Origin of the sequence: Oceanobacter antarcticus (assembly GCF_044962685.1) — a bacterium.
GTDB lineage: Bacteria > Pseudomonadota > Gammaproteobacteria > Pseudomonadales > Oceanobacteraceae > Oceanobacter > Oceanobacter antarcticus.
The window spans coordinates 134951-155810 of record NZ_JBBKTX010000011.1 but is presented as its reverse complement, the minus strand read 5'-3'; the positions used below and the strand labels follow the sequence as shown (position 1 = coordinate 155810).

At 54.0% G+C, this 20860-nt stretch carries 16 protein-coding genes and 1 pseudogene; 5 read left to right on the top strand and 12 right to left on the bottom strand.

The genetic code is table 11. The annotated features are described in order from the left end of the window. Positions 1 to 251 (top strand): annotated as a pseudogene (locus WG929_RS10715) (hypothetical protein); the annotation flags it as partial. Positions 252 to 301: 50 nt separating this feature from the next. On the opposite strand, the gene WG929_RS10710 reads toward WG929_RS10715, so the two are convergent. The 6 genes from WG929_RS10710 to WG929_RS10685 all read right to left on the bottom strand — a co-directional run bounded on the left by WG929_RS10710 (position 302) and on the right by WG929_RS10685 (position 5203). Next, entirely contained in the window at positions 302 to 1363 is a 1062-nt protein-coding gene (locus tag WG929_RS10710; protein ID WP_416206006.1) for an NADH:ubiquinone reductase (Na(+)-transporting) subunit F, read from the bottom strand. 4 nt (positions 1364 to 1367) lie between these two features. Then, on the bottom strand, positions 1368 to 1730 hold the full coding sequence (locus WG929_RS10705; RefSeq protein WP_369855814.1) for a phenol hydroxylase subunit P4: 363 nt from the start codon (positions 1728 to 1730) through the stop codon (positions 1368 to 1370). 211 nt (positions 1731 to 1941) lie between these two features. Continuing rightward, positions 1942 to 3441, bottom strand: coding sequence for an aromatic/alkene/methane monooxygenase hydroxylase/oxygenase subunit alpha (locus WG929_RS10700; protein WP_369855815.1), 1500 nt, complete (start codon positions 3439 to 3441; stop codon positions 1942 to 1944). A 52-nt stretch (positions 3442 to 3493) separates the two neighbouring features. After that, positions 3494 to 3763 carry an MmoB/DmpM family protein gene (locus WG929_RS10695; protein WP_369855816.1) on the bottom strand — a complete coding sequence of 90 codons (270 nt, stop codon included), beginning with the start codon at positions 3761 to 3763 and terminating at the stop codon, positions 3494 to 3496. An 11-nt stretch (positions 3764 to 3774) separates the two neighbouring features. Beyond that, the gene (locus WG929_RS10690) at positions 3775 to 4761 is read right to left on the bottom strand and encodes an aromatic/alkene monooxygenase hydroxylase subunit beta (RefSeq protein ID WP_416206005.1); all 987 of its coding nucleotides are present in this window, start codon (positions 4759 to 4761) and stop codon (positions 3775 to 3777) included. Between the two features lie 154 nt (positions 4762 to 4915). Next, the gene (locus WG929_RS10685; protein ID WP_416206004.1) at positions 4916 to 5203 is read right to left on the bottom strand and encodes a phenol hydroxylase subunit; all 288 of its coding nucleotides are present in this window, start codon (positions 5201 to 5203) and stop codon (positions 4916 to 4918) included. Positions 5204 to 5505: 302 nt separating this feature from the next. Here WG929_RS10685 and WG929_RS10680 point away from each other — a divergent pair, with 302 nt between their 5' ends. Then, complete coding sequence (locus WG929_RS10680; protein WP_416206003.1) at positions 5506 to 7245, top strand: sigma 54-interacting transcriptional regulator; 1740 nt, start codon at positions 5506 to 5508, stop codon at positions 7243 to 7245. Positions 7246 to 7593: 348 nt separating this feature from the next. Here WG929_RS10680 and WG929_RS10675 read toward each other — a convergent pair whose 3' ends face one another. Continuing rightward, the gene (locus WG929_RS10675; protein WP_435873318.1) at positions 7594 to 8529 is read right to left on the bottom strand and encodes a catechol 2,3-dioxygenase; all 936 of its coding nucleotides are present in this window, start codon (positions 8527 to 8529) and stop codon (positions 7594 to 7596) included. A 230-nt stretch (positions 8530 to 8759) separates the two neighbouring features. Between WG929_RS10675 and WG929_RS10670 the strand changes: the two genes are divergently transcribed. After that, entirely contained in the window at positions 8760 to 9650 is an 891-nt protein-coding gene (locus WG929_RS10670) for a LysR family transcriptional regulator (RefSeq protein WP_416206002.1), read from the top strand. A gap of 24 nt (positions 9651 to 9674) precedes the next feature. Here the strand turns inward: WG929_RS10670 and WG929_RS10665 are convergent, their stop codons facing one another. Further along, positions 9675 to 11453, bottom strand: coding sequence for a sigma 54-interacting transcriptional regulator (locus tag WG929_RS10665; protein ID WP_416206001.1), 1779 nt, complete (start codon positions 11451 to 11453; stop codon positions 9675 to 9677). 236 nt (positions 11454 to 11689) lie between these two features. Here WG929_RS10665 and WG929_RS10660 point away from each other — a divergent pair, with 236 nt between their 5' ends. Continuing rightward, the gene (locus WG929_RS10660; RefSeq protein ID WP_416206000.1) at positions 11690 to 12661 is read left to right on the top strand and encodes a PDR/VanB family oxidoreductase; all 972 of its coding nucleotides are present in this window, start codon (positions 11690 to 11692) and stop codon (positions 12659 to 12661) included. A gap of 115 nt (positions 12662 to 12776) precedes the next feature. Next, on the top strand, positions 12777 to 13832 hold the full coding sequence (locus WG929_RS10655) for a Rieske 2Fe-2S domain-containing protein (RefSeq protein WP_416205999.1): 1056 nt from the start codon (positions 12777 to 12779) through the stop codon (positions 13830 to 13832). 223 nt (positions 13833 to 14055) lie between these two features. Here WG929_RS10655 and WG929_RS10650 read toward each other — a convergent pair whose 3' ends face one another. From WG929_RS10650 to WG929_RS10635, 4 genes are all read right to left on the bottom strand, one after another. After that, the gene (locus WG929_RS10650) at positions 14056 to 15285 is read right to left on the bottom strand and encodes an ABC transporter substrate-binding protein (RefSeq protein ID WP_416205998.1); all 1230 of its coding nucleotides are present in this window, start codon (positions 15283 to 15285) and stop codon (positions 14056 to 14058) included. A gap of 78 nt (positions 15286 to 15363) precedes the next feature. Next, positions 15364 to 16677 carry a DUF1329 domain-containing protein gene (locus WG929_RS10645; protein WP_416205997.1) on the bottom strand — a complete coding sequence of 438 codons (1314 nt, stop codon included), beginning with the start codon at positions 16675 to 16677 and terminating at the stop codon, positions 15364 to 15366. A 21-nt stretch (positions 16678 to 16698) separates the two neighbouring features. Further along, positions 16699 to 18312, bottom strand: a complete 1614-nt coding sequence (locus WG929_RS10640) for a DUF1302 family protein (RefSeq protein ID WP_416205996.1) — start codon at positions 18310 to 18312, stop codon at positions 16699 to 16701. Between the two features lie 122 nt (positions 18313 to 18434). Next, entirely contained in the window at positions 18435 to 20852 is a 2418-nt protein-coding gene (locus tag WG929_RS10635; RefSeq protein ID WP_416205995.1) for an efflux RND transporter permease subunit, read from the bottom strand. Positions 20853 to 20860: the final 8 nt, after the last annotated feature.

Sequence of the window (20860 nt, the reverse complement as noted above, 5' to 3'; positions counted from 1 at the left end):
GCAGCCTGGCCGGTTTTACGCCCCATCAGGTGTTTAGCGGGGAATACCTTGAAATCGCTCACCTCCGGCAAGCGGCACTGGACGAGATGTACGCTCAGCACCCGGAGCGCTTCAGTAAAGGTCGTCCAAACGTACCGCTGCCACCGGCCGAAGTCTGCATCAATCCGGTGCCAGAGGATGCTGATCAGGAGACAATCGAAAAAGGCGTGAACTTCCCAACGTTGCCACGGGCGATTACAAAAGCAATGTAATGTTTAAAAAACTGGCTCAAATGACGTTGACACGTTCCGGCCCCTTAAACTCAGATCCGTTTAAACAAGGCCGAACGCTGCTGTTCTTCCGCACCATCGGCAGCAGTAACAAATCGCTCCATATGAATATCGCGTTCAAACAGTCGCCCTTGCATCAGGGTGCTGATGGCGGCGTCGATCATCGGTGGCGGGCCACACAGGTAGGCTTTGTGGCCTTCGAATTTGCCATCGAACCGGGCATTGACAGCATCGTGGACAAAGCCGGTAAAGCCTTGCCACTGGTCGTCGGGTTCCGGGGCATTCAGTGCCGGAATGTAGTGGAAGTTGCTGTGCTGCTGTTCGAGGGTTTCGAAAATCTCGCGGTTATACAGTTCGCTGATGTTGCGCGCTCCCTGGAACAGGTAGATCTGGCGACTATCGCCTTCTTCGAGCAGATCCAGCACCATGGATTGCGGGCTGGACAGGCCGGAACCCCCGGCGATAAAGATCACGTCCTTGTCGTCCGATTTGCGGGTGAAGAACTGGCCGTAAGGGCCGGAGATGGTGAGTGTGTCGCCGACCTTGAGCTGATTGTGCAGCCAGGTCGTACCGGCACCGCCGGGCACCAAACGGACATGCAGTTCCAGGGTGTCGGCTTGTGACGGTGTGTTGGCAATGGAGAATGCGCGACTGCCTTCAACGCCGGGAATAATCAGGTTGATGTATTGCCCGGCCTGAAAAGCCATATCCCGATCCAGACGGAAATGAACACCCTTGATGGTGGGCGACAGGTTGATGATGTCGGTTACTTCTGCGCCAAAGTCTTCTACCGGGTGTCCGGCAAAATCCGGGTCGACGTCGATGTCGGCTTCTATCACCAGATCGCTTTCCGGGATGGCACAGCAGGCGAGAATTTTGCCTTCGTCTTTTTCCATGTCCATCAAGGCAAACGGTGACGCAGCACCAACATCGACATCCCCTTCCAGCACCTGGCATTTGCAGGTGGCGCAGGTGCCGTGGCCACAGGCAAAGGGTAACCAGACCCCCTGGCGCAGCGCTGCATCCAGAATGGTTTGCCCTTCTTCTACCTCAATCTGCTCGCCAGTGGGTTCAATGGTGACCATGTAGCTCATGCTGTTATACCCCTGCGCCCTGGAAACCGGTCAGTTCCGGTGTGGTAAATCGCAACAGTGACTTGTGGCCAATGCCTTGTTCCGCCAGGCCTTTGTTGATATCGGGTGTGAAGGACTGGCCATCCAGTAGCCAGACAACGGTATCCCAGTTGATTTGTTCCCATTCAGGATGAATCCCAAAGGCTTCGCCCATGACCTGGTCACGAAAGTCGCTGAATGGCATCGCCGGTGGCACTGGCCAGGCGAAGGCAGCCGGGAACATCAGGTGTCTGTCCCAACCGGCGTACACCACTTGGTTGCCGTGGAAGTTTTCGATCTTGTCTTTGATTTCGCCGACATAGTCTGGCGTGATTGCTTGAACAGCCATATTGTTATTCTCTTGTCTGGAGCCTGACATCTGCTGTCAGACTCGGTGTTGTTTTTTCCGTAGGGACGGGCTCCGTCCCTGTCCGTTTCGCTCCGTCCCTGTCCGTTTCGCTCCATCCCTGTCCGTTTCGCTCCGTCCCTGTCCGTTTCGCTCCATCCCTGTCCGTTTCGCTCCGTCCCTGTCCGCTTCGCGCCCAGCACATCCGGTGGGGTCAGGCTGATTTCCATTCCTTCCAGCGCTTTTCATCCGGACTGCCTTTAAAGTCGAGGTTGTCGGCTCCGAGATTAAAGTTGTAATAATCACGCAGCACCTCTTCCATCCCCGGGCCACCGCAGTTGCCCTGGAAAATTTGGTGTGCCGGTAACCAGGCCTGAACGTATTTTTCCGGCTCGTCATCGAAGATGTCTTTACAGCCGTCCGAGCAAAAGTGGTATTTGTCGCCCTTGTATTCCGACATCCGGTAGGAGAGCTGGCCGGGGTTGTCCATTTCGGTAAACAGCATTGGTATCTGACAGGTGTTACATAGCTGCGGCAGCGCCTTGTTGTATATACGCTTGCCTTCGTCTTCGAGTTTTTGCGCCAGCTCCCAGCGTGGGCGGTAGTATTTGTCGAAGGTATTAGGGTACTTTTCGCTCAGCCAATCCATTTCCTTCTCGGTCGGAATCCAGGTATGGAAGCCCGCAGCATGGCCGAAGGTGTAAAACGTCCACCAGGTCTGATGGCTGATGTGTTCTTTTTCTTTTTCAGTGGTCTCAACGTACTTCGGCTTGCGAATGCCGTAGCGGGCCAGATCCTTGAACAGCGCACCACCGGCTTCTTCAAAGTAAACTTCCCAGGCTTCCTGCCAGCTCATCACCTTGTTCGGCAGCATATAGTCCATCATCATGCCGACGAGACTGAGCATACGGGTGCCACGCCAGAACCATTTGTCAATCCACTTCTGCACGATGGGTACGTTGGCTTCGTCCTGTTCCAGCAGGAACTTGATCACTTCCAGACCCAGGGTCATATGGCGGGCTTCGTCGGACTGGGCCGAAAAGCCGAACGTCACCGTCGCCATATCGCCGTTGTGTGCCGCACCCGACATAAAGGGTACAAATACCAGGTTGGTGAGTACGTACTCAAAGCTGAAGCTGATCGCTACCAGGAACTCGAACGGGCCTGCCGTGCGGGCATCATCAAAGAAGGATTTTGGCACCGACAGATACCAGACCCGGTCGTGCATATGGCTCCAGTCCTGGAAACCATCAAAGAACTTGTTGTACTGACTCATGGCATGTATCTGGGTCTGTACGTGTCGCAGTTCGTCGATGGACTGCATCTGACAAGCCACGCGGGCACCGACGCCGCCAAACTGGCGGCCAACATGGGCAAAGCCCTGAAAAGCCTGATATTCCAGCGGTGAAATACCGGTCAGGAACAATTTGATGGCATTCATATAACGGGGGTCAGAGACGTTCAGGTGACCGTTATTCTGTGCCGATGCATCAAAAATGGCGTAGAGCTTCTTTTCTTTCTCGGCCTGGTATTTCCAGTAAGCGTCCATGGTCAGACGGAAAGGGTCTTCCCACTTCGACCAGTCGTTGATCTTGATGCCCTCAAAATCTTCGTAAGGAAAGGCCTGCTTGCGATCTTCGTAGGAGAATTCCCAGTCAAGATCGCGAGTCAGTAACTTGTATTTGTCTTTCAAATTCAGTTTTTTTACAGCCATGATGTGGCTCCTTGTTATTTTTGTTGGGTCAGGCGTCGGGGGCAGACGGCTTTCAAAGCACCCAGCTCAGCTCAAGCCGGTCTTCATCCTCATCCACGTTGCCACCCAGGGAAATCAGGTTCAGATGCAGTTCCTGCACGTCCCAATCACGGCCGAGTTTTTCTTCTACGGTTTCCCGCTTCACCACCATAAGATTCTCCTGCTCCATGCGGATCATGGCGGGCTGGTAGATCACCGTGACTTCTGGGTTATCTTCTTCTACCGCTTCGACGATATAGCGTGAGACGTCGTTGTCTTGCAGGATCAAATACACTTTGGACATGGGGTTCCCCTTCAGGACAGGCCGAGTTTGGCGGTACGTTTATCCAGTGCCAGCAAGGCATCTTCCAGTGATGCCGTACCACCACAGAGCTCCTGCGCCACTGGAGCCAGCGCTTCGGCAACGCGGCCACGCCAGTCGTTCAGCCACTGGCCTAGCAGTGCCTTGTTGGCGTCGGATTCTGCTGCGGCGGTCTTGAGTACGCTGTCGATCCAGCGACTGTTGTCACGATTCCACTCACGCATAAATTCGGTCAACATGCCGACGTCCTGCGCGCCATTGGCGTTCAGCCATTGATCGTACTGCACGTAAAACAGCTCGAAGACCAAGGTGTCGATCACCAGATCCTGGGCAATAAAGGTTTCGAACCAGTCCTGTACCGTCAGGGTTTTTTCACACAGGGCACGCATGCCTTGCCAGGTGGGGTCTTGCATCCAGAGTTGCTTGGCCTGCGTAAGCAGGTCACCGCTATTACCATCCAGAATCAGGCCAATCCGCGACAGGTACTGGGCAATGCCCAAACGATCCATACCGTTAAACAGCAGCGCCTGGGTTATGGATGTACCAAAACCGATGGAGCAGCCATACACGTTGTTAAGGTTGGCGGTGTGTTCGACATGGCGCAGCGGAATCAGATGCCGAACCAGACTGGCCTTGACTGCGTCCGACAGGTGTTCTGGCAAGCCGCGCTTTTCAAAAAAGCTGTAGTTGTTCTCGGCTTGCTCCTGCATTTTGGCGCGTTGCTGTACGTAGGTGCCGTAATAGAACTGGCGTGGGTCTTTCAGGTCGTACCAGTCGGCCATGGCCACAGCCGTTCTCGAACGGTCGTTCAGTTCTTTGTCTGGCTGCCATAACGGACGGTAGTGAAAGTTGATTTCAGCCTGAAGATCGTAAGTGGCTTCCTGGTAACGGGAGGCTGGCTTGTCGCCAAAGCGACGTTCCAGATTGGCGAAGGTCTGGCGCACCGGCTCCAGCGTCGAGGTTTTGATTTCTACAGTCATAATTGACGTCCTGATTGGTTGTTGTTGTTTTCAGAGTCAGTAGCTACTGGTAAAAATGGCCAGATACGCGCCATGTATGTATGGCGATTAACTGTGCATTTTCTGATCACTCTTCACCCAGTGATGTCAACACAGGCGAATATTCAATAGCCTGCTAGTTTCGGGAATGGTTATCAGCCATCAGCGTATCTTCGCCGTAGCGCCATTTCGCCGTTTCAGCATCCACTGTCTGCTTTTGTGCTTCGGTCATTTCGATGACGTTATTGGCGCGACAAAAGGTCTCAAATACCGCTGGCGGCATAATAAGTTCGACAAACAGGGTTGGATCTCCAATAGCAAAATCGAATTCAACAAAGCGGGCACCTTCCGGGCTACGCACACGGATATAGCGAGTTGCTTCATTAAAATGGGTGTTTGAGGATTCATATTTGAGTTCATGCATACTGAAATAACCTGTTTATTATTTTTAGCTAACCAGTGATCTTCTGTACCCAGGTATATCAGCAAGACGTATGCCACAAACAACGCTACATTTCAGGCCAGAACAGGGGCTATATCGTCGATATAACCCTCCGTACCTGAGCAATTCATCAGGCGACCGAAATAGCCTCATGATATGATCAGGTCATGCGTTGCGGCGGTAACTGATATAATTAACCGATTCGATTCCGATGCAGCAAAAACAGAACCTGCTACATCGCATATGACCGTCGACGGCAATTCCAAAACAATAAAAAGATACCTATGACAACTTCATCAGCGACATCAAATAACGTGCAGCCACCCGAAGTACCGGATGCCAAAGATCTGATTTCCCAAATCCGCTTTTGCCATGAAAAAGGCGAAATATGGCTGCAGGAAGCCCGCATGCTGCTGATTCATGCCAGTGATATGGGCATTCTGCGGGAGGAGCTGGTGACGTCCATGGGGATGGAGCGAGCGCGGGGGTTTCTCATGCGTTTTGGCTACCAGTCAGGCCAGCGAGATGCCGAAGTCGCCCACAAAATACGCAGCCATATGTCTCTGGAACAGGGGTTTATGGCCGGGGTTCAGCTCCATGCCATCGAAGGCATTGTTCTGGTGGTCGCCAAAAAAGTGCAGCTGGATCCGTCGATCCATCATTTTTATGGTGAGTTCGACTGGCACGGCTCGTATGAGGCGGATCAGTATCTGGCCAAGCACGAGCTGTCTGACTCACCGGTGTGTTGGACGCTGCTGGGGTACGCCAGTGGTTATACGTCAGCCTTTCTGGGCATGCCCATTTTGTACAAGGAAGTGCAGTGTCGGGGCATGGGACATGAACACTGTTCGATTGTCGGCAAGCCGGCAGAACAGTGGGAAGACCGTGAAGCCATGCAGCGGTTGATGACACCCGACCACCTTGCCGATGAGCTGTTCTCGCTGCAACAACAGGTCTGTCATCTGAAAGCCAGCTTCCGCCAGGGTGCACTGGATGACGATCTGCTGACCAATTCAGTCGGTCAATCGGAAGCCTTTATGCAGGTGTGTCAGCTGATTCGCAAAGCCAGCCAGAGTCGGGCCACGGTGTTATTACAGGGAGAAACCGGCGTCGGCAAAGAGGTTGTCGCGCGCGGGCTGCATAACGCCAGCGATCGGGCCAATAAAGCGTTTATCGCCGTCAACTGCGCCTGTATTCCACCGGATCTGATCGAGGCGGAATTGTTCGGAGTCGAAAAAGGCGCATTTACCGGGGCGACCGTCAGCCGTGAAGGCCGTTTTGAGCGGGCCAACGGTGGCACTATTTTTCTCGACGAAGTCATCGAACTCTCCCCTCGCGCCCAGGCAACCTTGTTACGGGTTTTGCAGGAAAATGAACTGGAGCGGGTCGGCGATAACCAGACCCGTGCCATTGATGTCCGAGTGGTCGCAGCCACCAACGAAGATCTGGAAAAAGCCGTCAAGGAAGGTCGCTTCCGGGCTGACCTGTTTTTCCGGCTGAACGTTTTCCCGGTGCGAATTCCACCACTACGCGAACGGCTACAGGACATTCCCCTGCTGGCGGAATATTTTCTCGAAAAATACCAGAACCTTTACCGTAAACAGCTGGCTGGCATCACCGACAAGGCCATGCAGTCGCTGATTCGCTACAAATGGCCAGGTAATATTCGCGAGCTGGAAAACATGATCGAGCGAGGCGTTATTCTCACCGACAACGGTACATCAATTGATCTGTGTAATCTGTTTCCATCGTTGATGGAACCGTCGCATCCGCTGAATGTAATCGACCAGAACGGTTCATTGTCGGCCAGCACGTCCCAGCTGATTGTGCAGCAGAATCATATCCGCAGCCTGATCGACGGTGGTGTCGGGCTGGAAGAAGTAGAAAAACAGATGCTGCAACAAGCGATGGAACAATCCGCTAATAACATCACCCATGCAGCGCAGTTATTGGGTATCAGCCGGGCGGCCATGTCCTATCGATTAAAGAAGCTGAATGATATGGAAAAGAACGATTCGCAGTAGAAACAGCCAAAACAGAAACAGCCAAAACAGAAACAGCCAAAAAATAATAATTTACATAACAAGAAAGGATATATCGGTGTAAAAGGGCGGGTAAAAAAAGCGGGGCAAAAAAGGCGACAATTGCACCCGCCAAAGGTCAAAACCGGAATATTCCAAGAGGCCAACAATATTCTTAATACTCTGGCAATAGTCGCAGTATTTTAACAGTGTCCACGGTACCCGGATGATTATATGCACCGGGTTCTCAGGGTTACTAATCCAGACTGATTGTGAGTTCCAGTCGTAATTTGTGCGGCCGGGTCAGGTCGATATGACCCTCAAACAACCCGGCAACCAATCGCGTTTGAATCAGGTTACGATCGTCAAAAAGGATTCATGTAATTTACGTTGCGCAAAATCCAGACCACCGCCTTCTCCCAGTCCTTCAAAGGTCCAGGTTAATACCTCGCTGTCTGGATACACGGTATAACCACCCATAAAGGTTTCAAAGCGGTTACCCGATGGATCCCAGGCATAAATGGTCGCCCCACGGGTGATGCCATGACGGGTTGGGCCAATATCGACCGGTACATCGTTCATCGACATCAGGTCGGCAGCACGCAGTACTTTTTCCCAGCTATCCAACAGGAATGACAGGTGATGCAGCTTGCCGGGTTCCGGGTGTTCAACAAAGGCAATATCGTGAACCTTGTTGGAACAGGTCATCCAGATGCCCATATTGGCTTCGCCATCCGGCGTCAGTGAGCGCTCCACCAACTGAAAACCCAGTACATCTTCAAAAATCTTCTGCACTTCCATCACATTTGGCCCATACAGCAGGCAGTGATCAAGACGCAGTGGCGCAATGCCTTTTTCAGCCCCTTCGTTCCAAGGGTTCGGGTTGATACCACCGAGGCCGTTACCAATGCGGGTCTTCTCGGCATACAGTTCAATATCGTGGCCGGACGGCAGGGTAAAGCGCACCCGCTCACCGGTTTCCAGCAGTTCTCCGGCCGGGATACGGGTGGTTGGCAAACCGTATTCAATCAGGTCGGCTTCCAGCTTGTTGAGCGTCGCGTTATCCAGCACGCGAAAAGCAAAAAAATCGATACCGGCGGAGTCGGCTTCACGCAGAATCACACTGCTGTGATCGTACTCTTCCCAGCATTTCAGATAGACGCGGCCCTGATCATCTCGCCCGGTTTCGGTCATGCCGAGGATGTCCCGGTAATGATGAACCCCTTCTTCAAGATTCATTACCCGAATCTGGGCATGCCCTGGACGTAAAACACCTGTCATTGCCATCTTGCTGTCCCCTTTTTGTTATTTTCACAGTGGGTATTTTTAAAAATCAGCGGATGCAGAAACGGTCAACTCACCATAAAACGTCGTCTTGCCGACGGTTGGCGATGATCGATTTCACACCATATGAGCCTCAAATTATCCCAGCACCCGATACTCGTCTAATACTATTGACCCGGCCACTTCATGCCAATAAGGTATTAAGATCTCGTTGGCCATCCCAGGAATGACGTATGGAACTTCGCCAGATCCGCTATTTCATTGAAGTTGCAGAAGAAGGCAATATTGGCCGGGCAGCGCTGAAACTGCATATTTCCCAGCCACCTCTCACCCGTCAGATTCAGCAACTGGAAGAGAATCTGGGAGTGCAGCTGTTTGTCCGTACCCCCAAGGGCGTTGAGCTGACCGAAGCCGGTGCCATGTTTCTGGAAGAAGCCAGGAATATCCGTTCGGTCGTCGCACTGGCGGCCGAACGCACCCAGCGTGCTGGCCGAGGCCAACTGGGCCGACTGGATGTCGGGATTTTTGGTTCGGCCATTTTCGATACCATCCCCAAGCTGCTATTGGCGTTCCGCAACCGCCATCCCGACGTCAATGTGGTGCTGCACAATATGGAGAAAGGCGAACAGATCGAGGCGTTACGCCAGCGCCGTATCACGATCGGATTTAACCGCATGCTGGCACCGCTGCCCGATATCGTCAGCGAAGTGATTGGCACCGAAAAACTGTACATTGCCGTGAATGTGCAATCGCCGCTGGCTGCCCTTGCTGCCTTGCCTTTCCGGGTACTGGAAAACGAACCCTTGATTGCCTTTCCCAATTCTGGCCGCCCCAACTTTGTCGACAAGATTGTCAACCTCTGCCAGGAACAGGGATTTCTGCCCAATATTGTGCAGGAGGTCGGTGATGCCGTCACCGGTGTTGCGCTGGTATCCAGTGGTTTTGGCGTGTGTGTTGTGCCTCAGTCCGCCACCAAACTCGGGCTGCCCGGCGTGATATTCAAACCCTTTGAAGGCTTGCCGGAAGCCGCTTCGGTCGACCTCAGTTGCGTGTATCTGAAAGACCGGGAGTCACCGATCCTGACCTCGTTCCTGGAGACCGTAAGGACAACCGCGCTGACTTAGTTGGACTGGCGAGCACTATGCTCGTCAGTGCGAGCGCTGCAACTGCCGATATTTTTTCAACCGGTATTCAAACTGGGCTCGGGTCATTTTCAGCAGTCTGGCTGCGGCCGAGAGATTGCCGCCACTTTGTGCCAGGGCATAGTCCAGAGCGCTGGTTTCCATGCTTTCCAGCGAACCGAAAGTATCCAGAAACGAGGCAATCAGTCCATCGCTGCTGCCGTCACCAGCCGAGGGTAACGGATGGTCAGTCACCCTGGTATTCGCAGCAGCACTCGGCTCTCCCCTGCCGGAACGGGTCAATTCGCCATCCGGCCCCAGTTTGAACAGGATTTCCAGATTGTCTTCATCACCAGAAAACAAATGGTGTAAATCGATATTGGCGTCGTTATCCGCCAGAATAACTGCTCTTTCGATGATATTTTCCAGTTCCCGCACATTGCCGGGCCATTCATAAGCCCACAAGGCTTCGCTGGCGCGCTGTGTGATGCCCTTGATCACCTTGTTAAAGCGCTGCGAATAACGTTTTACAAACACGCTGACCATCAGCGGCAGATCTTCCCGGCGTTCCCGCAGTGGAGGTATTTCGATGGGGAAAACATTCAGCCGATAGAACAGGTCTTCACGGAAACGTCCGGCTTTGACTTCGTCGCGCAGGTTACGATTGGCAGCGGCAACAATACGCACATCCACCGCCCGAACCCGGATGTCACCAACCCGTTCAACTTCACCTTCCTGCAGCACCCGCAGCAATTTGCCTTGGGCATGGAGTGGCAAGCTGGCGATTTCATCCAGAAACAGGGTGCCGCCATCGGCTCGTTCAAATCGTCCGGGGCGCGATACGGTCGCCCCGGTGAAAGCGCCTTTTTCCACGCCAAACAGTTCTGCCTCGACCAGATCTGCTGGAATCGCAGCGCAGTTTACCGAGATCAGCGGTTTATCCGCACGGGGGCCAATCGCATGCAGGGTTTTCGAAAAACGTTCCTTGCCAACGCCGCTTTCGCCCTTCAGCAGTACCGTGGCATCTGTCGGGGCAACCCGTTTCAACAAGTGTACCGCTGCGTTAAAGCTGGCGGAGGCACCGACCAGATCGGGTAAACTGCTGATGTCGGCCAGTTGAAAACCCTTGTCCTGCCGGGGTGGCGGTCGTCGGCCTGGTGCCGCCACAAAGTCCTCGATTTGTAAAAACTTCAGGTGTTCGGCGGAGTCGTCACACTCATCTAACGGTTGTCCAACCACGCGACAGCGAGCATGACCCATGGCAACGCATTCTACCTCGCGCCAGAGAATCGGACGCCCCATCATGGTCGTGGTTGCACCGCAGGCGTAACCCGTCATCATCCAGCAAGCCGGAATGCCACTGATGCTGTAATGCTGCAGATGAGCATCGGCTTCCCATGACGATTGCCAGTAATAATCGCCCCAAAAATCACCGGTCTGCTCATTGAAGTGCATGCGGTCGACGGCCTGATTACGAACGAATCCCTGCAGTTCCCGCAGCCTCGGCAACATCGCCAGCTTGGTGTCTGTCTGACCGCCTTCGGACTCGATCAGCGAGCGGGCATCGGCCACGCCCTGCTGATAGCCCAACCGGGTGAACATCTCTCGGGTCTTGTCCAGCCCCAAGCGTTCGATCAACTCCCGCCGCAGCGCGGCCAGAGAAAATCCATGCACCAGTAACATGCGATTTTCAAACAGCTGGATAAGTCCACTATCGGGTGCAAAGCGGAGTTTTTCCGCCAGTGCCTGATCATCAATAAATTCACGGATCGGATGTAACGTCTGATGTGGGTTGTGGGCTGACATAGCAGTTTCCCACCTCCTGTTTATTTTTATTATTAGAGCAATTTTCTTTATTTAAGCAATTGCTGAATTTCATCATTTTATTAAAGCAGTCTATTAAACCATCAGCAATAAAATTAAATTCCCATAAAATTCAATATGTTACAAGAATAAAAAAACTGGCATATCGGTTGCTATCTCCTAGTCAGCCCGACAACCGGGACTGTGAACAATAATAAAAATGATCAAGGGAGCAGGCCATGACCGGTCCATTGCTTTTCACCGTACGTATTCAGCAAAAACTCACGCTGGCAGAAGATATTATTGGCCTAACGCTTGTTTCACCAGACGGTAGTTTATTACCTGAATTTGAGGCCGGTGCCCATATCGATATCCACCTTGCCAATGGCATGGTGCGTCAATATTCGCTCTGCAACAGCCCGGCACAACGCGACCACTACCAACTGGGCATCCTGTTGGATCCGTTGAGCCGGGGTGGCTCGCTGGCGATTCACCAGACCCTGCAAGCAGGCGACACACTCACCATCAGCGCACCGCGTAATCTGTTTCCACTCCAGCCTTCTCCACGCTATCGGCTGTTTGCCGGAGGCATCGGTATTACCCCGATTCTGGCCATGGCCGAAAGCCTGCAGCGGCAAGGGCAGGACTTTGAACTGCACTACTGTGCCCGTTCGCGTTCCCGTGCCGCCTTTGTCGATCGTCTGCAAACATCTGCCTTTGCCAGCCGGGTGCAGTTGCACTTTGATGACGACCCGACAACCGCACCACTGGATGCCCCGGCGCTGTTAGCCAACCCGGATTCCAGCCATCTCTACGTCTGCGGGCCGGAAGGCTTTATTCGCCATCTGACGGAAACGGCCAAGGCCTGCCTTTGGGCGACCACTCAGGTGCATTACGAGCAGTTTTCAGCCCCCGTTACCAACCACGAGGCGCTGTCCAACCGTCATGCATTTGAGCTGCAACTGGCCAGCTCTGGCCAGATTATCCCGGTCTCTGCCGATCAGTCTGCCGCCCAGGCGCTGATCGCAGCCGGTGTCCCGGTGGCGATCTCGTGCGAGCAGGGCATCTGTGGCTCCTGCCTCACGGCGGTGATCGATGGCGAACCGGATCATCAGGACTATTTTCAGACCGAGGCTGAAAAAGCCACTAACAACCGTTTCACGCCCTGTTGCTCCCGCGCCAAATCCAGACGTCTGGTACTGGATATCTAGGCGGATTGGCAGCCAGTCATAACACCCGTTCAGTCACCGTTTTGGTTGAGCCAGTCTCAGCCACGCTATGGCCGTACAGCGTCGGCCACCCTTCAACACAACATGAGATATAACAATGACAACAACGCAAAATCTCCCTTATCTGAGCAATATCTGGTACGTCGCAGCCCTGTCCACCGAAGTCGATGATGAGGCCCTGTTCAGCCGCACCTTGCTGGACACCAGCATCATGATCTACCGCCGCCAGGACGGCACCCCGGTTGCCTTGCGTGATCGCTGCCCACACCGTTTTGTGCCGCTGTCGCAAGGCAAGCGAGACGGTGACAGCGTGGTCTGCCCTTACCACGGCCTGAGCTTCGATTGCAGCGGCAAGTGCAATCACAACCCCCATGGCAACCAGCATATTCCCGAGGCAGCGGTGGTGCAGTCTTTCCCACTGGTGGAGCGTTATGGCTTCCTCTGGATCTGGATGGGCAACCAGCCAGCCAACCCGGATCTGATTCCCGACTATGGCCCGCTGGTTGATGGCCACCCGAACGGCGTCGGTTACACCTACATGCGCCGGGAATGCAACTACGAGCTGATCAACGACAACGTGATGGATCTGAGCCACATTGACCACCTGCATGGTGAGATCATCACCACTCGCGGCAAACTGTCACCCCAGGTGCCGCAACTGTCCGAAACAGCAGACACAGTGTCGGCCCGCTGGGAATGGGAACAGACACCACCCATGCTGATTTTTAACCAGTTCCTGCCAGCCCCCGAAGCCTCAGCACGGCATTTTATCGGTATTACCTGGAGCGCCCCGGCCAATATTCAATTGACGGTGGGTGCCACCCAGAACAATGACAGCCTGGATCTGCATCATTGTGTCGGTCAATACGACCTGCATACCTGTACTCCGGAAACGCTGAACTCAACTCACTATTTCTTTGGTACCCGGCGCAATCATCTGGAAGAAGATGCGGAATTTAACGCCATGAAAACCAAAGCCATGCACGATGCCTTTGAAACCGAAGATGGCCCGGTGCTGGATGCAGTTCACCAGCAAATGGGCACCACCGACCTGTTCAGCCTGAAGCCGGTCTTGCTGCCCAGTGACATTGCCGCCGTCAAGGTGCGTCGCAAACTGGCTGAACAGATTACGCTGGAACATCAGCCATTATGATGGCTAACGTGCTAACCGGCTGATCGATTCTGTTCTGCCACTCGACTGGGCTGTTGTGAAGCAACAGCCCAAACCCAAACCCAAACCCAAACCCAAACCCAAACCCAAACCCAAACCCAAACCCAAACCCAAACCCAAACCCAAACCCAAACCCAAACCCAAACCCAAACCCAAACCCAAACCCAAACCCAAAAATAAACCTAACAGCGGCAGCGACGACGGTTTATTCCCAGGCCCGCTCAGCGACTTCCTTCTCGGTGGGGACGATGATCTGACCAGCGATATTGGAAACCACCCGAAAGTAGTCTTCCCGCAAACTCCCTTGCATCACCTGTTCCCGAGGCTTACCGGTCACCACGTACACCGACTGCACACTCAAGTGATCAAAACGCCGCCAGCTTTGCGGGTCCTTCAAACCAGTAAAGGTCAGCCCTTCAAGGCGTTTCGCCAGTGTCCGGGAATCCAGTGTGCCTGCTTCCTCGGCCACGCGCTGGTAGTGCCAGACAAGGCTATAGGCGGTAGCTGCCAGCGCCGACGGGTTGGTTTCGTAACGTGCAACATAAGCCTCGGTAAAACGCACACCATCGCCATAGCGGTAGTCTTTCGCGACCTGCCAGCTCCAGGGAACCGTCGCAATCACCCCTTCCAGCATGTCCGCTCCCACCGCGCGGGCCACACTGAGCGTCATATTGGGAGCGACAATTTTTAACGCCGTGGTCAGCCCCAATTCATGGATCACCTGCAATGCCTTGGCCAGGTCATCACCCGCTTGCACCAGTACCAGCACCTCGGCCCCGTCATCCCTGGCTTGCTCAACGGCGGCGATAAACTCCTTGCGGCGCGGGCCAGGAAAGCGGGTTAACGACTGTCCGTGCACACTGAGATCGGTGGTATGGGTGAATTTGCGCAGAATCTGCTCTGTCATTAATCCCCCAGTGCTATCGCTGGTGATATAAAACATCTTCTTGCCGCCAAGCGACTGGTTGATATAAAACGCCAGCGTCTTGGCCGCCATCCAGGCATCGTAAGAGGCATAAAACACCGTCGGCCGTTGTATACGGTCGCCGGGCGAATGAAACAGGGTATCGAAATACAGCAGGTTGGCATTGGCCGCCGCCGTGGCGGTTGCCTGCGGTTGCAGCGAGCTGCCAAAAGCCATGCTGACACCCGCGTTGACCAGTTCGCTCACATGCTCCTGTTCCTTACCTTTGCGGCCAGAGGCCGACAGCAGCAACTCCAGCGGCTTGCCCAGCACGCCACCTGCCGCGTTGATTTCATCAATCGCCAGCAAGGCTCCACGCGCCTGATCGATACCCAGATTTTTGTAGCGTCCGGTATTCGGAAACGTCATGCCGATTTTGACGGTATCGGCGGCCACGACCGGTAACACCAGTAGCGCCAATAGCCAGACACAGCCTCTGAACGAGGCCGCCAGTAACCCAATCATCTTCATAAACTCAACACCCGTTCACAAACCAGTGACACAAAAAGGCCCGCACAGGGCGGGCCAAACGAGCACTCCAACAAGAATCTAACGACCGGCAGCGCGCAGTTGCTGTACGGTAAACTTGGACGCCGGACTCAATTCAGGGTTAACAATGCCCTTGAATTGACCCGTGGTGCAGTGATCCGCCTGCATATCCACCATTGAGAACGAGTCATCGATCGACACACCCGATCCCTTGTTAATGGCCAGATGGTGGTCTGGATGCGTCTGACCAATGGTGAAGGTTTTCCACATTGCCCCGTTGCGGTCATAGGTGATGTTACGCGGGATCACGTACGTCTGGGCGTCGATATAATGCTCGCGACGACCAACCGGATGGTTGGGATCGGTTGGCTCCGACCAGAGGACGTAGGTCTTGCGCAGCTGCCAGGTGATCTGCGGGAAACAACCGCCCTTGCCACCAAAATCGACAAACTGATACCCCTCATCGTCCACTGGCTCAGCGGCCAGTGCCAAGTCGTTGTGGTTATACATCGGCGACAACATCCACTGGGTACCCTTGTAGGTCCACTCCATGTCACTGATGCGGCCACCATAACCTTCAAAGTCTTCGATCATGATGTCGGTACCGAGGAAGGCATCCGTGGTTTGACCAGACGACAAGCGACGCACCCGGCGCTGGAAACCCAGATACAGGTAGGCGTTATCGTTTTTGGTATCGTCCTGGAACTTGTGAATCAGCAGCTGGGTGTTCTTGACGTCAAACGGTTCCAGCACCTGGGCATAGGTGCCACGGAACAGGCTGGACGGGTTCGGAGTGATTTCCGGGTAAGGTTCCTGGGCAGTACGGCGGGAAAAGTTCAGGAAGTTGAAATTGAACTTGAAGGTACGTTCAACCTTGCCGGACGACATGTTTTTCATGGTCCAGTAGAACGGCATAATGGCGGCAGAATCGCCCCAGTTGTAGCCGTACTTGTAGTTCCAGGCCAGCTTTTCACCGGCTCGGGGATCATCCAGGGATGGCTCCTGCGGGAACGGTCGACCGGCACCCGGTGCATTGATTTCACCCACTTTTTCTCCCAGCGACGCCTGCCCGGCATATTGGCGAGTGGCATCGACATACGACTTGTGGAGATCAAACGAGGTCGTTGCACCGACGGTAATTTCATAATCACCGTTCTTGATAAACATATAGGTGGCCGGATCCAGATACGACACCACCGAGTCGACGTTGCTGGCGTTGATCACCATACCGGGTTTGATACCGGCAACCTCCGGGACGCCCCCTTTCGCATACGGATAAAACGATTCCTGAATCACCGCTTCCGTCACTGGGGCGGCCTCGACGGCCAGCGCCGGGCCAGCCAGCACGGCTATTAATGCAATCTGCTTGTACATGTCGGTTACCTTTTATGGTTATCAGAAGCCGTAACGAACGGTCAGCTGGAGTTCATCTTCCTGGTTGGCAACACCAATCGGGCCATTACTAAAGCGGGCCAGTGGCTCCCACTGCGGCACATCGGGTTCACCGGCCAGAGCGCTGGCGGACCAGTCAAATTTCTGTTTGCCGCCTTCCTTGATATTCAGAGCGAGGTTGACCAGCCAGTGATTGTCCGGCTGATACGAAATACTCGGGGCAATCGCGGTGGCTTCGGCCTTGACATCGTGAGCAACCAGCAGCTGTGGACTGAGGCGGTTGTTCATATAGAAGCCCTTGAAGAGCAAGGTGCCGGTCCAGTTTTTCTCGGCGTCCGGCATATCGTCTTCGTGATCCAGTACGTGTTGACCAAACACCTGCATCGATAGCAGGAACGCGCTACGGGTGCCGAGCGCCGGAATAATGATGTTCTTGTCCATACCAATCACGTAACGGGCAATATCGGTTTCCTTGTGCCCATCGAGATCACGCGCCAGCTCTTCACCCTGGGTGTAGGCTGCTTCCACACGCCAGGTGGCATCGGTATTCATATCGTAATAATCGAGCGAGCCGCCGAGCAGGCTGACGCGAGGGAAGTAAATATCAAACACACCATCGGCGGCCGGGGTGCCGGGATCTGGCCCACGCCAGTGAATGGAAGGCAGCTGCTGGAAGTAACGCAGCGCATTCACCGAGAAGGTGGCATCGCCATAGACCCCTTCCCACTTCAGCCCACCCTGGGTATTTTCCAGGCTGCGATCCGGCAACTTGACGTCGTGAATGATCGGAATGGTGCCCGCCAGGTAAGACGAGAAGAAGCAACCGGCATCCAGAATGGCGTATGCCTGACCACAGGTGCCCAGGTTGTTGGGACGGAACTTGTCGAAGTTCCAGATCAGCTGGAAGTTCATGTCGTCAAAAACGCTGTTGGCACCCATCAGCAGGTCGGCTTTCAGCATCCACTGGGGAATACGAATGTCTTCCAGTTCGTCGTAAATATTGTGGCGGGAATAATCCACCGGGTTGATGGTATCCAGTACCCGGAACAAGTCTGTACGCCCCCAGATCACTTGCTGTTTACCCAGCCGGACGGTCAGCTGGTCTTCACCGACATCGCGGGTCGCATCGATATACAACTCACGGATAAAATCCAGTTCGTCGTTAAAGTCAGGGGTGCGGACGTCTTGCGAATCGTCATCCATATAGCCATGCAGGTTATCGCACAGCTGCTCATCGTTCTCACACGGCAGCGGCACTCCTGCGGAAAGCAACAGGCTGGACGCACCGCCGTCCGGGTGCCAGTTTTCGCCCAGATAGTCTTGTTCGGCATCCTTGCCAAATTCATCACTGTTGAGGTCGTAAACACCATCGTAGGTAGCGCGTAATACGCCGTTTAACGTGACGTTGTACCAGCTGCCACTGGTATCAACAGGTCGTATAAATTCAGCTTGTACGGTGTTGCGGAACTTGGATAACCCAACCTCGTCCCGATAGTAAGTCGCGTTCTCTCCAAACCCACTCCAGCTCGTCTCATTGGCCACCACCAACGATGGACTGACAGCGGCTGCAACAGCAAGGGCTATCAGGGATCGTTTGGCCAGCATGATTCCAGGCATGTTATACCTCCGGTTTATTGTTATTTTCGCAGCGCCAACCACTCTGGATATGAAGAATCCAGGCAGCAGGCAGCCGATTCCCGACCTCGACCAGGCGAAGCGCGTGAATTTTTTATTAACGGTTAATCGGCGTGAATAATACCGTCTTCGTCAGTGTACGATTGACAGATAAACGCCGGTTTGAATACCAGTATCCAGCTGGGTACCAGTAACATGGCGGCCAATCCGTTTAATACCACCATAACAATCAATAACAGTGCGGCATCGGCCTGAAACCTGAGGTCCGATAACAACACCCACATAACGATACCGGATATCAGCGTAATCGCAGTAAAACTCACCGCCAGACCGGTGGTTCTCACCGCTTGTCGAACCGCAATATTGATATTATGCGAACGCACCATTTCACTACGAATCCGGTCCATCATATAAATCGAATAATCGATACCCACCCCGACACCGACGGCAATAATAGGTACAGTATTGATATTAATACCCATCCCCATCACGCCCATATAGGCATACGTCAGCGTGGTGGCGAACAGCATCGCCATAAACATCATTACCCCTGATATAATCGAGCTGTAAAACAGGGCGACAAACACAAAGATCAGAATAAACACCAGCGGCAAAACCCACAGGTTGGTTTCGTAAGCCGCTTCGTTCATGGCGGCGGTTACGCCAATAGTGCCACCGGCCAGGCGAATACTCAGCCCTTCAACCTCGTCGCCATGGGCGGCGATCCATTCCTTCACCATATGAATGGCACGACGAATAGTCTCTCCCTGGTGATCCTTGTAATAAAACACCAGGTTGGCAATACGTTCGTCGGTATCAACAAATTCGTTCAGCGCGCCAGGAATCGGGTTCGACATCATGTAGGTAAACATCAGCCCGCCGACGTACTGCTCATCATCGGGAATTTGCAGCCAGCGCGGGTCATTGGTGTGCAACAAGCGGTTGACCTGCATCACCAGATCGGGGATGCCCTTGGCCCCGCCCACGTCCGGGTCAGTCAGCATATGGCGTTCCAGATCGGCCAGCGCCGCCAGTACTTCCGGACGTTTGATGCCGCCCTTGCTGTCGGTTTCGGCAATGATGTAAAGCTCTTCCGAACCGGGAAAACTATTGTTAATCGCGCTGGAAGACAGGTTGTAGTCGTGATCCTGATAAAGAATCGGCGAGCCGGGTTCCGATTCACCAATCACCACCAGCGACGAGGCATAAAACCCGCCACACAACAGCAAACCGCCCAGCCACAACGCCCGGCGTGCAGATTGGGTATCGCTGACCAGATCGGCGCAGACAAACCCGACATGACGAAACAGGGTGTGTTTGATGCGGGTGTTGCGTGGCCGAGGCAATACCGACAGCAACAGCGGCACCGCCAACAATACGGTAATGATAATGCTCAACGCCCACAGCGAGGCGTAATGGGCCAGCTTGGTATTCAGTGGGATCGAGCCAACCGCAATCAGCAACAGGCCAATGGCATCCGAGACCACACCCAGGCTGCCCGGCCGGAACAGGTTTTCAAAGGTGGTGCGGGCGGCCAACTGGTGATGATCCTTGCCATCTGGGGTGGCCTCATCCAGCTCATTGATTTCGGCATAGTAGCGCTCAACGATCTGGATGCCGTGCGACATCGCCCGTGCCGAAATCAGAAACGGAATCACCATGCCCAGCGGGTCAATGTTGTAGCCAAACAGCGAGATAATACCAATGCCCCAGATGGTCGACACCAGCACCGCCGCCAATGGCACCAGCACGCCGTATAATTTGCGAAAGTAGAACACCAGCAAGCCGATCATGATCACCGCAGTAAACAGAAAGATCTCGATAATCTGATCCAGATACTGGTAAGCCCAGCCCACCAGCATCGGCTGGCCGGTAACGTGAATGCGGTATCCAGGTTGCGCTTCGGTGGCTCGAATCGCCTGAATTTCATTAAACGTGGCCTCGTAATCAAGTTTGCCTTCGTTTAACTGCGCCTTGATCAACGCCATGCTCTTGTCCGGACTGACCAGTGGGCCATACACCCGAGGATTCGAGACCACGTCTTTTTCCAGCTTTGCCAGCGCCGCCGCCGAAAGATCACCGCCCTGGGGGTCGAAATAGGATTGGGAATTGACATTACCTTCCGGCGTCATCCACACCTTGCGGGAGTTGCGGTGCGTAACGGAAGTCACCAGATTGTGGTTCACCCCGGTCAGGCTATCCACCGCCATCGTTACCCGGTGAATTTTCTGCAGCGCCTCATTGGAAAAGACGCTACTGTCGAGTACTTCAACTCCCACCACAATCACATTGGCACCACCAAAACTGTCTTTGATGCTGTTGTGCAGCTCGATATACGGGTGTTCCTGCGGCAACAAATCGGCAAAATCAGAATACATTTTAACGGCCGGAATCTGCGCCGCAAAAAACAGCGTAATCAGTAAAATAGCCGCCAGAATGGTACGAGGATGCTTAAAAGCCGACGTCTCTAGCACATGCAGAAAATGCGTTGCCTTGTGGGCGTCTGCGGAATACTGGTTCATTTGAAGGT

What these genes read in the sequence shown, in the direction of transcription:
- WG929_RS10660 (WP_416206000.1), top strand. Translation starts at nt 11,690, where the DNA reads ATGACCGGTCCATTGCTTTTCACCGTACGTATTCAGCAAAAACTCACG.
- WG929_RS10670 (WP_416206002.1), top strand. Translation starts at nt 8,760, where the DNA reads ATGGAACTTCGCCAGATCCGCTATTTCATTGAAGTTGCAGAAGAAGGC.
- WG929_RS10685 (WP_416206004.1), bottom strand. Translation starts at nt 5,203, where the DNA reads ATGCATGAACTCAAATATGAATCCTCAAACACCCATTTTAATGAAGCA.
- WG929_RS10680 (WP_416206003.1), top strand. Translation starts at nt 5,506, where the DNA reads ATGACAACTTCATCAGCGACATCAAATAACGTGCAGCCACCCGAAGTA.
- WG929_RS10640 (WP_416205996.1), bottom strand. Translation starts at nt 18,312, where the DNA reads ATGCCTGGAATCATGCTGGCCAAACGATCCCTGATAGCCCTTGCTGTT.
- WG929_RS10645 (WP_416205997.1), bottom strand. Translation starts at nt 16,677, where the DNA reads ATGTACAAGCAGATTGCATTAATAGCCGTGCTGGCTGGCCCGGCGCTG.
- WG929_RS10650 (WP_416205998.1), bottom strand. Translation starts at nt 15,285, where the DNA reads ATGAAGATGATTGGGTTACTGGCGGCCTCGTTCAGAGGCTGTGTCTGG.
- WG929_RS10705 (WP_369855814.1), bottom strand. Translation starts at nt 1,730, where the DNA reads ATGGCTGTTCAAGCAATCACGCCAGACTATGTCGGCGAAATCAAAGAC.
- WG929_RS10665 (WP_416206001.1), bottom strand. Translation starts at nt 11,453, where the DNA reads ATGTCAGCCCACAACCCACATCAGACGTTACATCCGATCCGTGAATTT.
- WG929_RS10655 (WP_416205999.1), top strand. Translation starts at nt 12,777, where the DNA reads ATGACAACAACGCAAAATCTCCCTTATCTGAGCAATATCTGGTACGTC.
- WG929_RS10700 (WP_369855815.1), bottom strand. Translation starts at nt 3,441, where the DNA reads ATGGCTGTAAAAAAACTGAATTTGAAAGACAAATACAAGTTACTGACT.
- WG929_RS10695 (WP_369855816.1), bottom strand. Translation starts at nt 3,763, where the DNA reads ATGTCCAAAGTGTATTTGATCCTGCAAGACAACGACGTCTCACGCTAT.
- WG929_RS10690 (WP_416206005.1), bottom strand. Translation starts at nt 4,761, where the DNA reads ATGACTGTAGAAATCAAAACCTCGACGCTGGAGCCGGTGCGCCAGACC.
- WG929_RS10675 (WP_435873318.1), bottom strand. Translation starts at nt 8,529, where the DNA reads ATGGCAATGACAGGTGTTTTACGTCCAGGGCATGCCCAGATTCGGGTA.
- WG929_RS10710 (WP_416206006.1), bottom strand. Translation starts at nt 1,363, where the DNA reads ATGAGCTACATGGTCACCATTGAACCCACTGGCGAGCAGATTGAGGTA.
- WG929_RS10635 (WP_416205995.1), bottom strand. Translation starts at nt 20,852, where the DNA reads ATGAACCAGTATTCCGCAGACGCCCACAAGGCAACGCATTTTCTGCAT.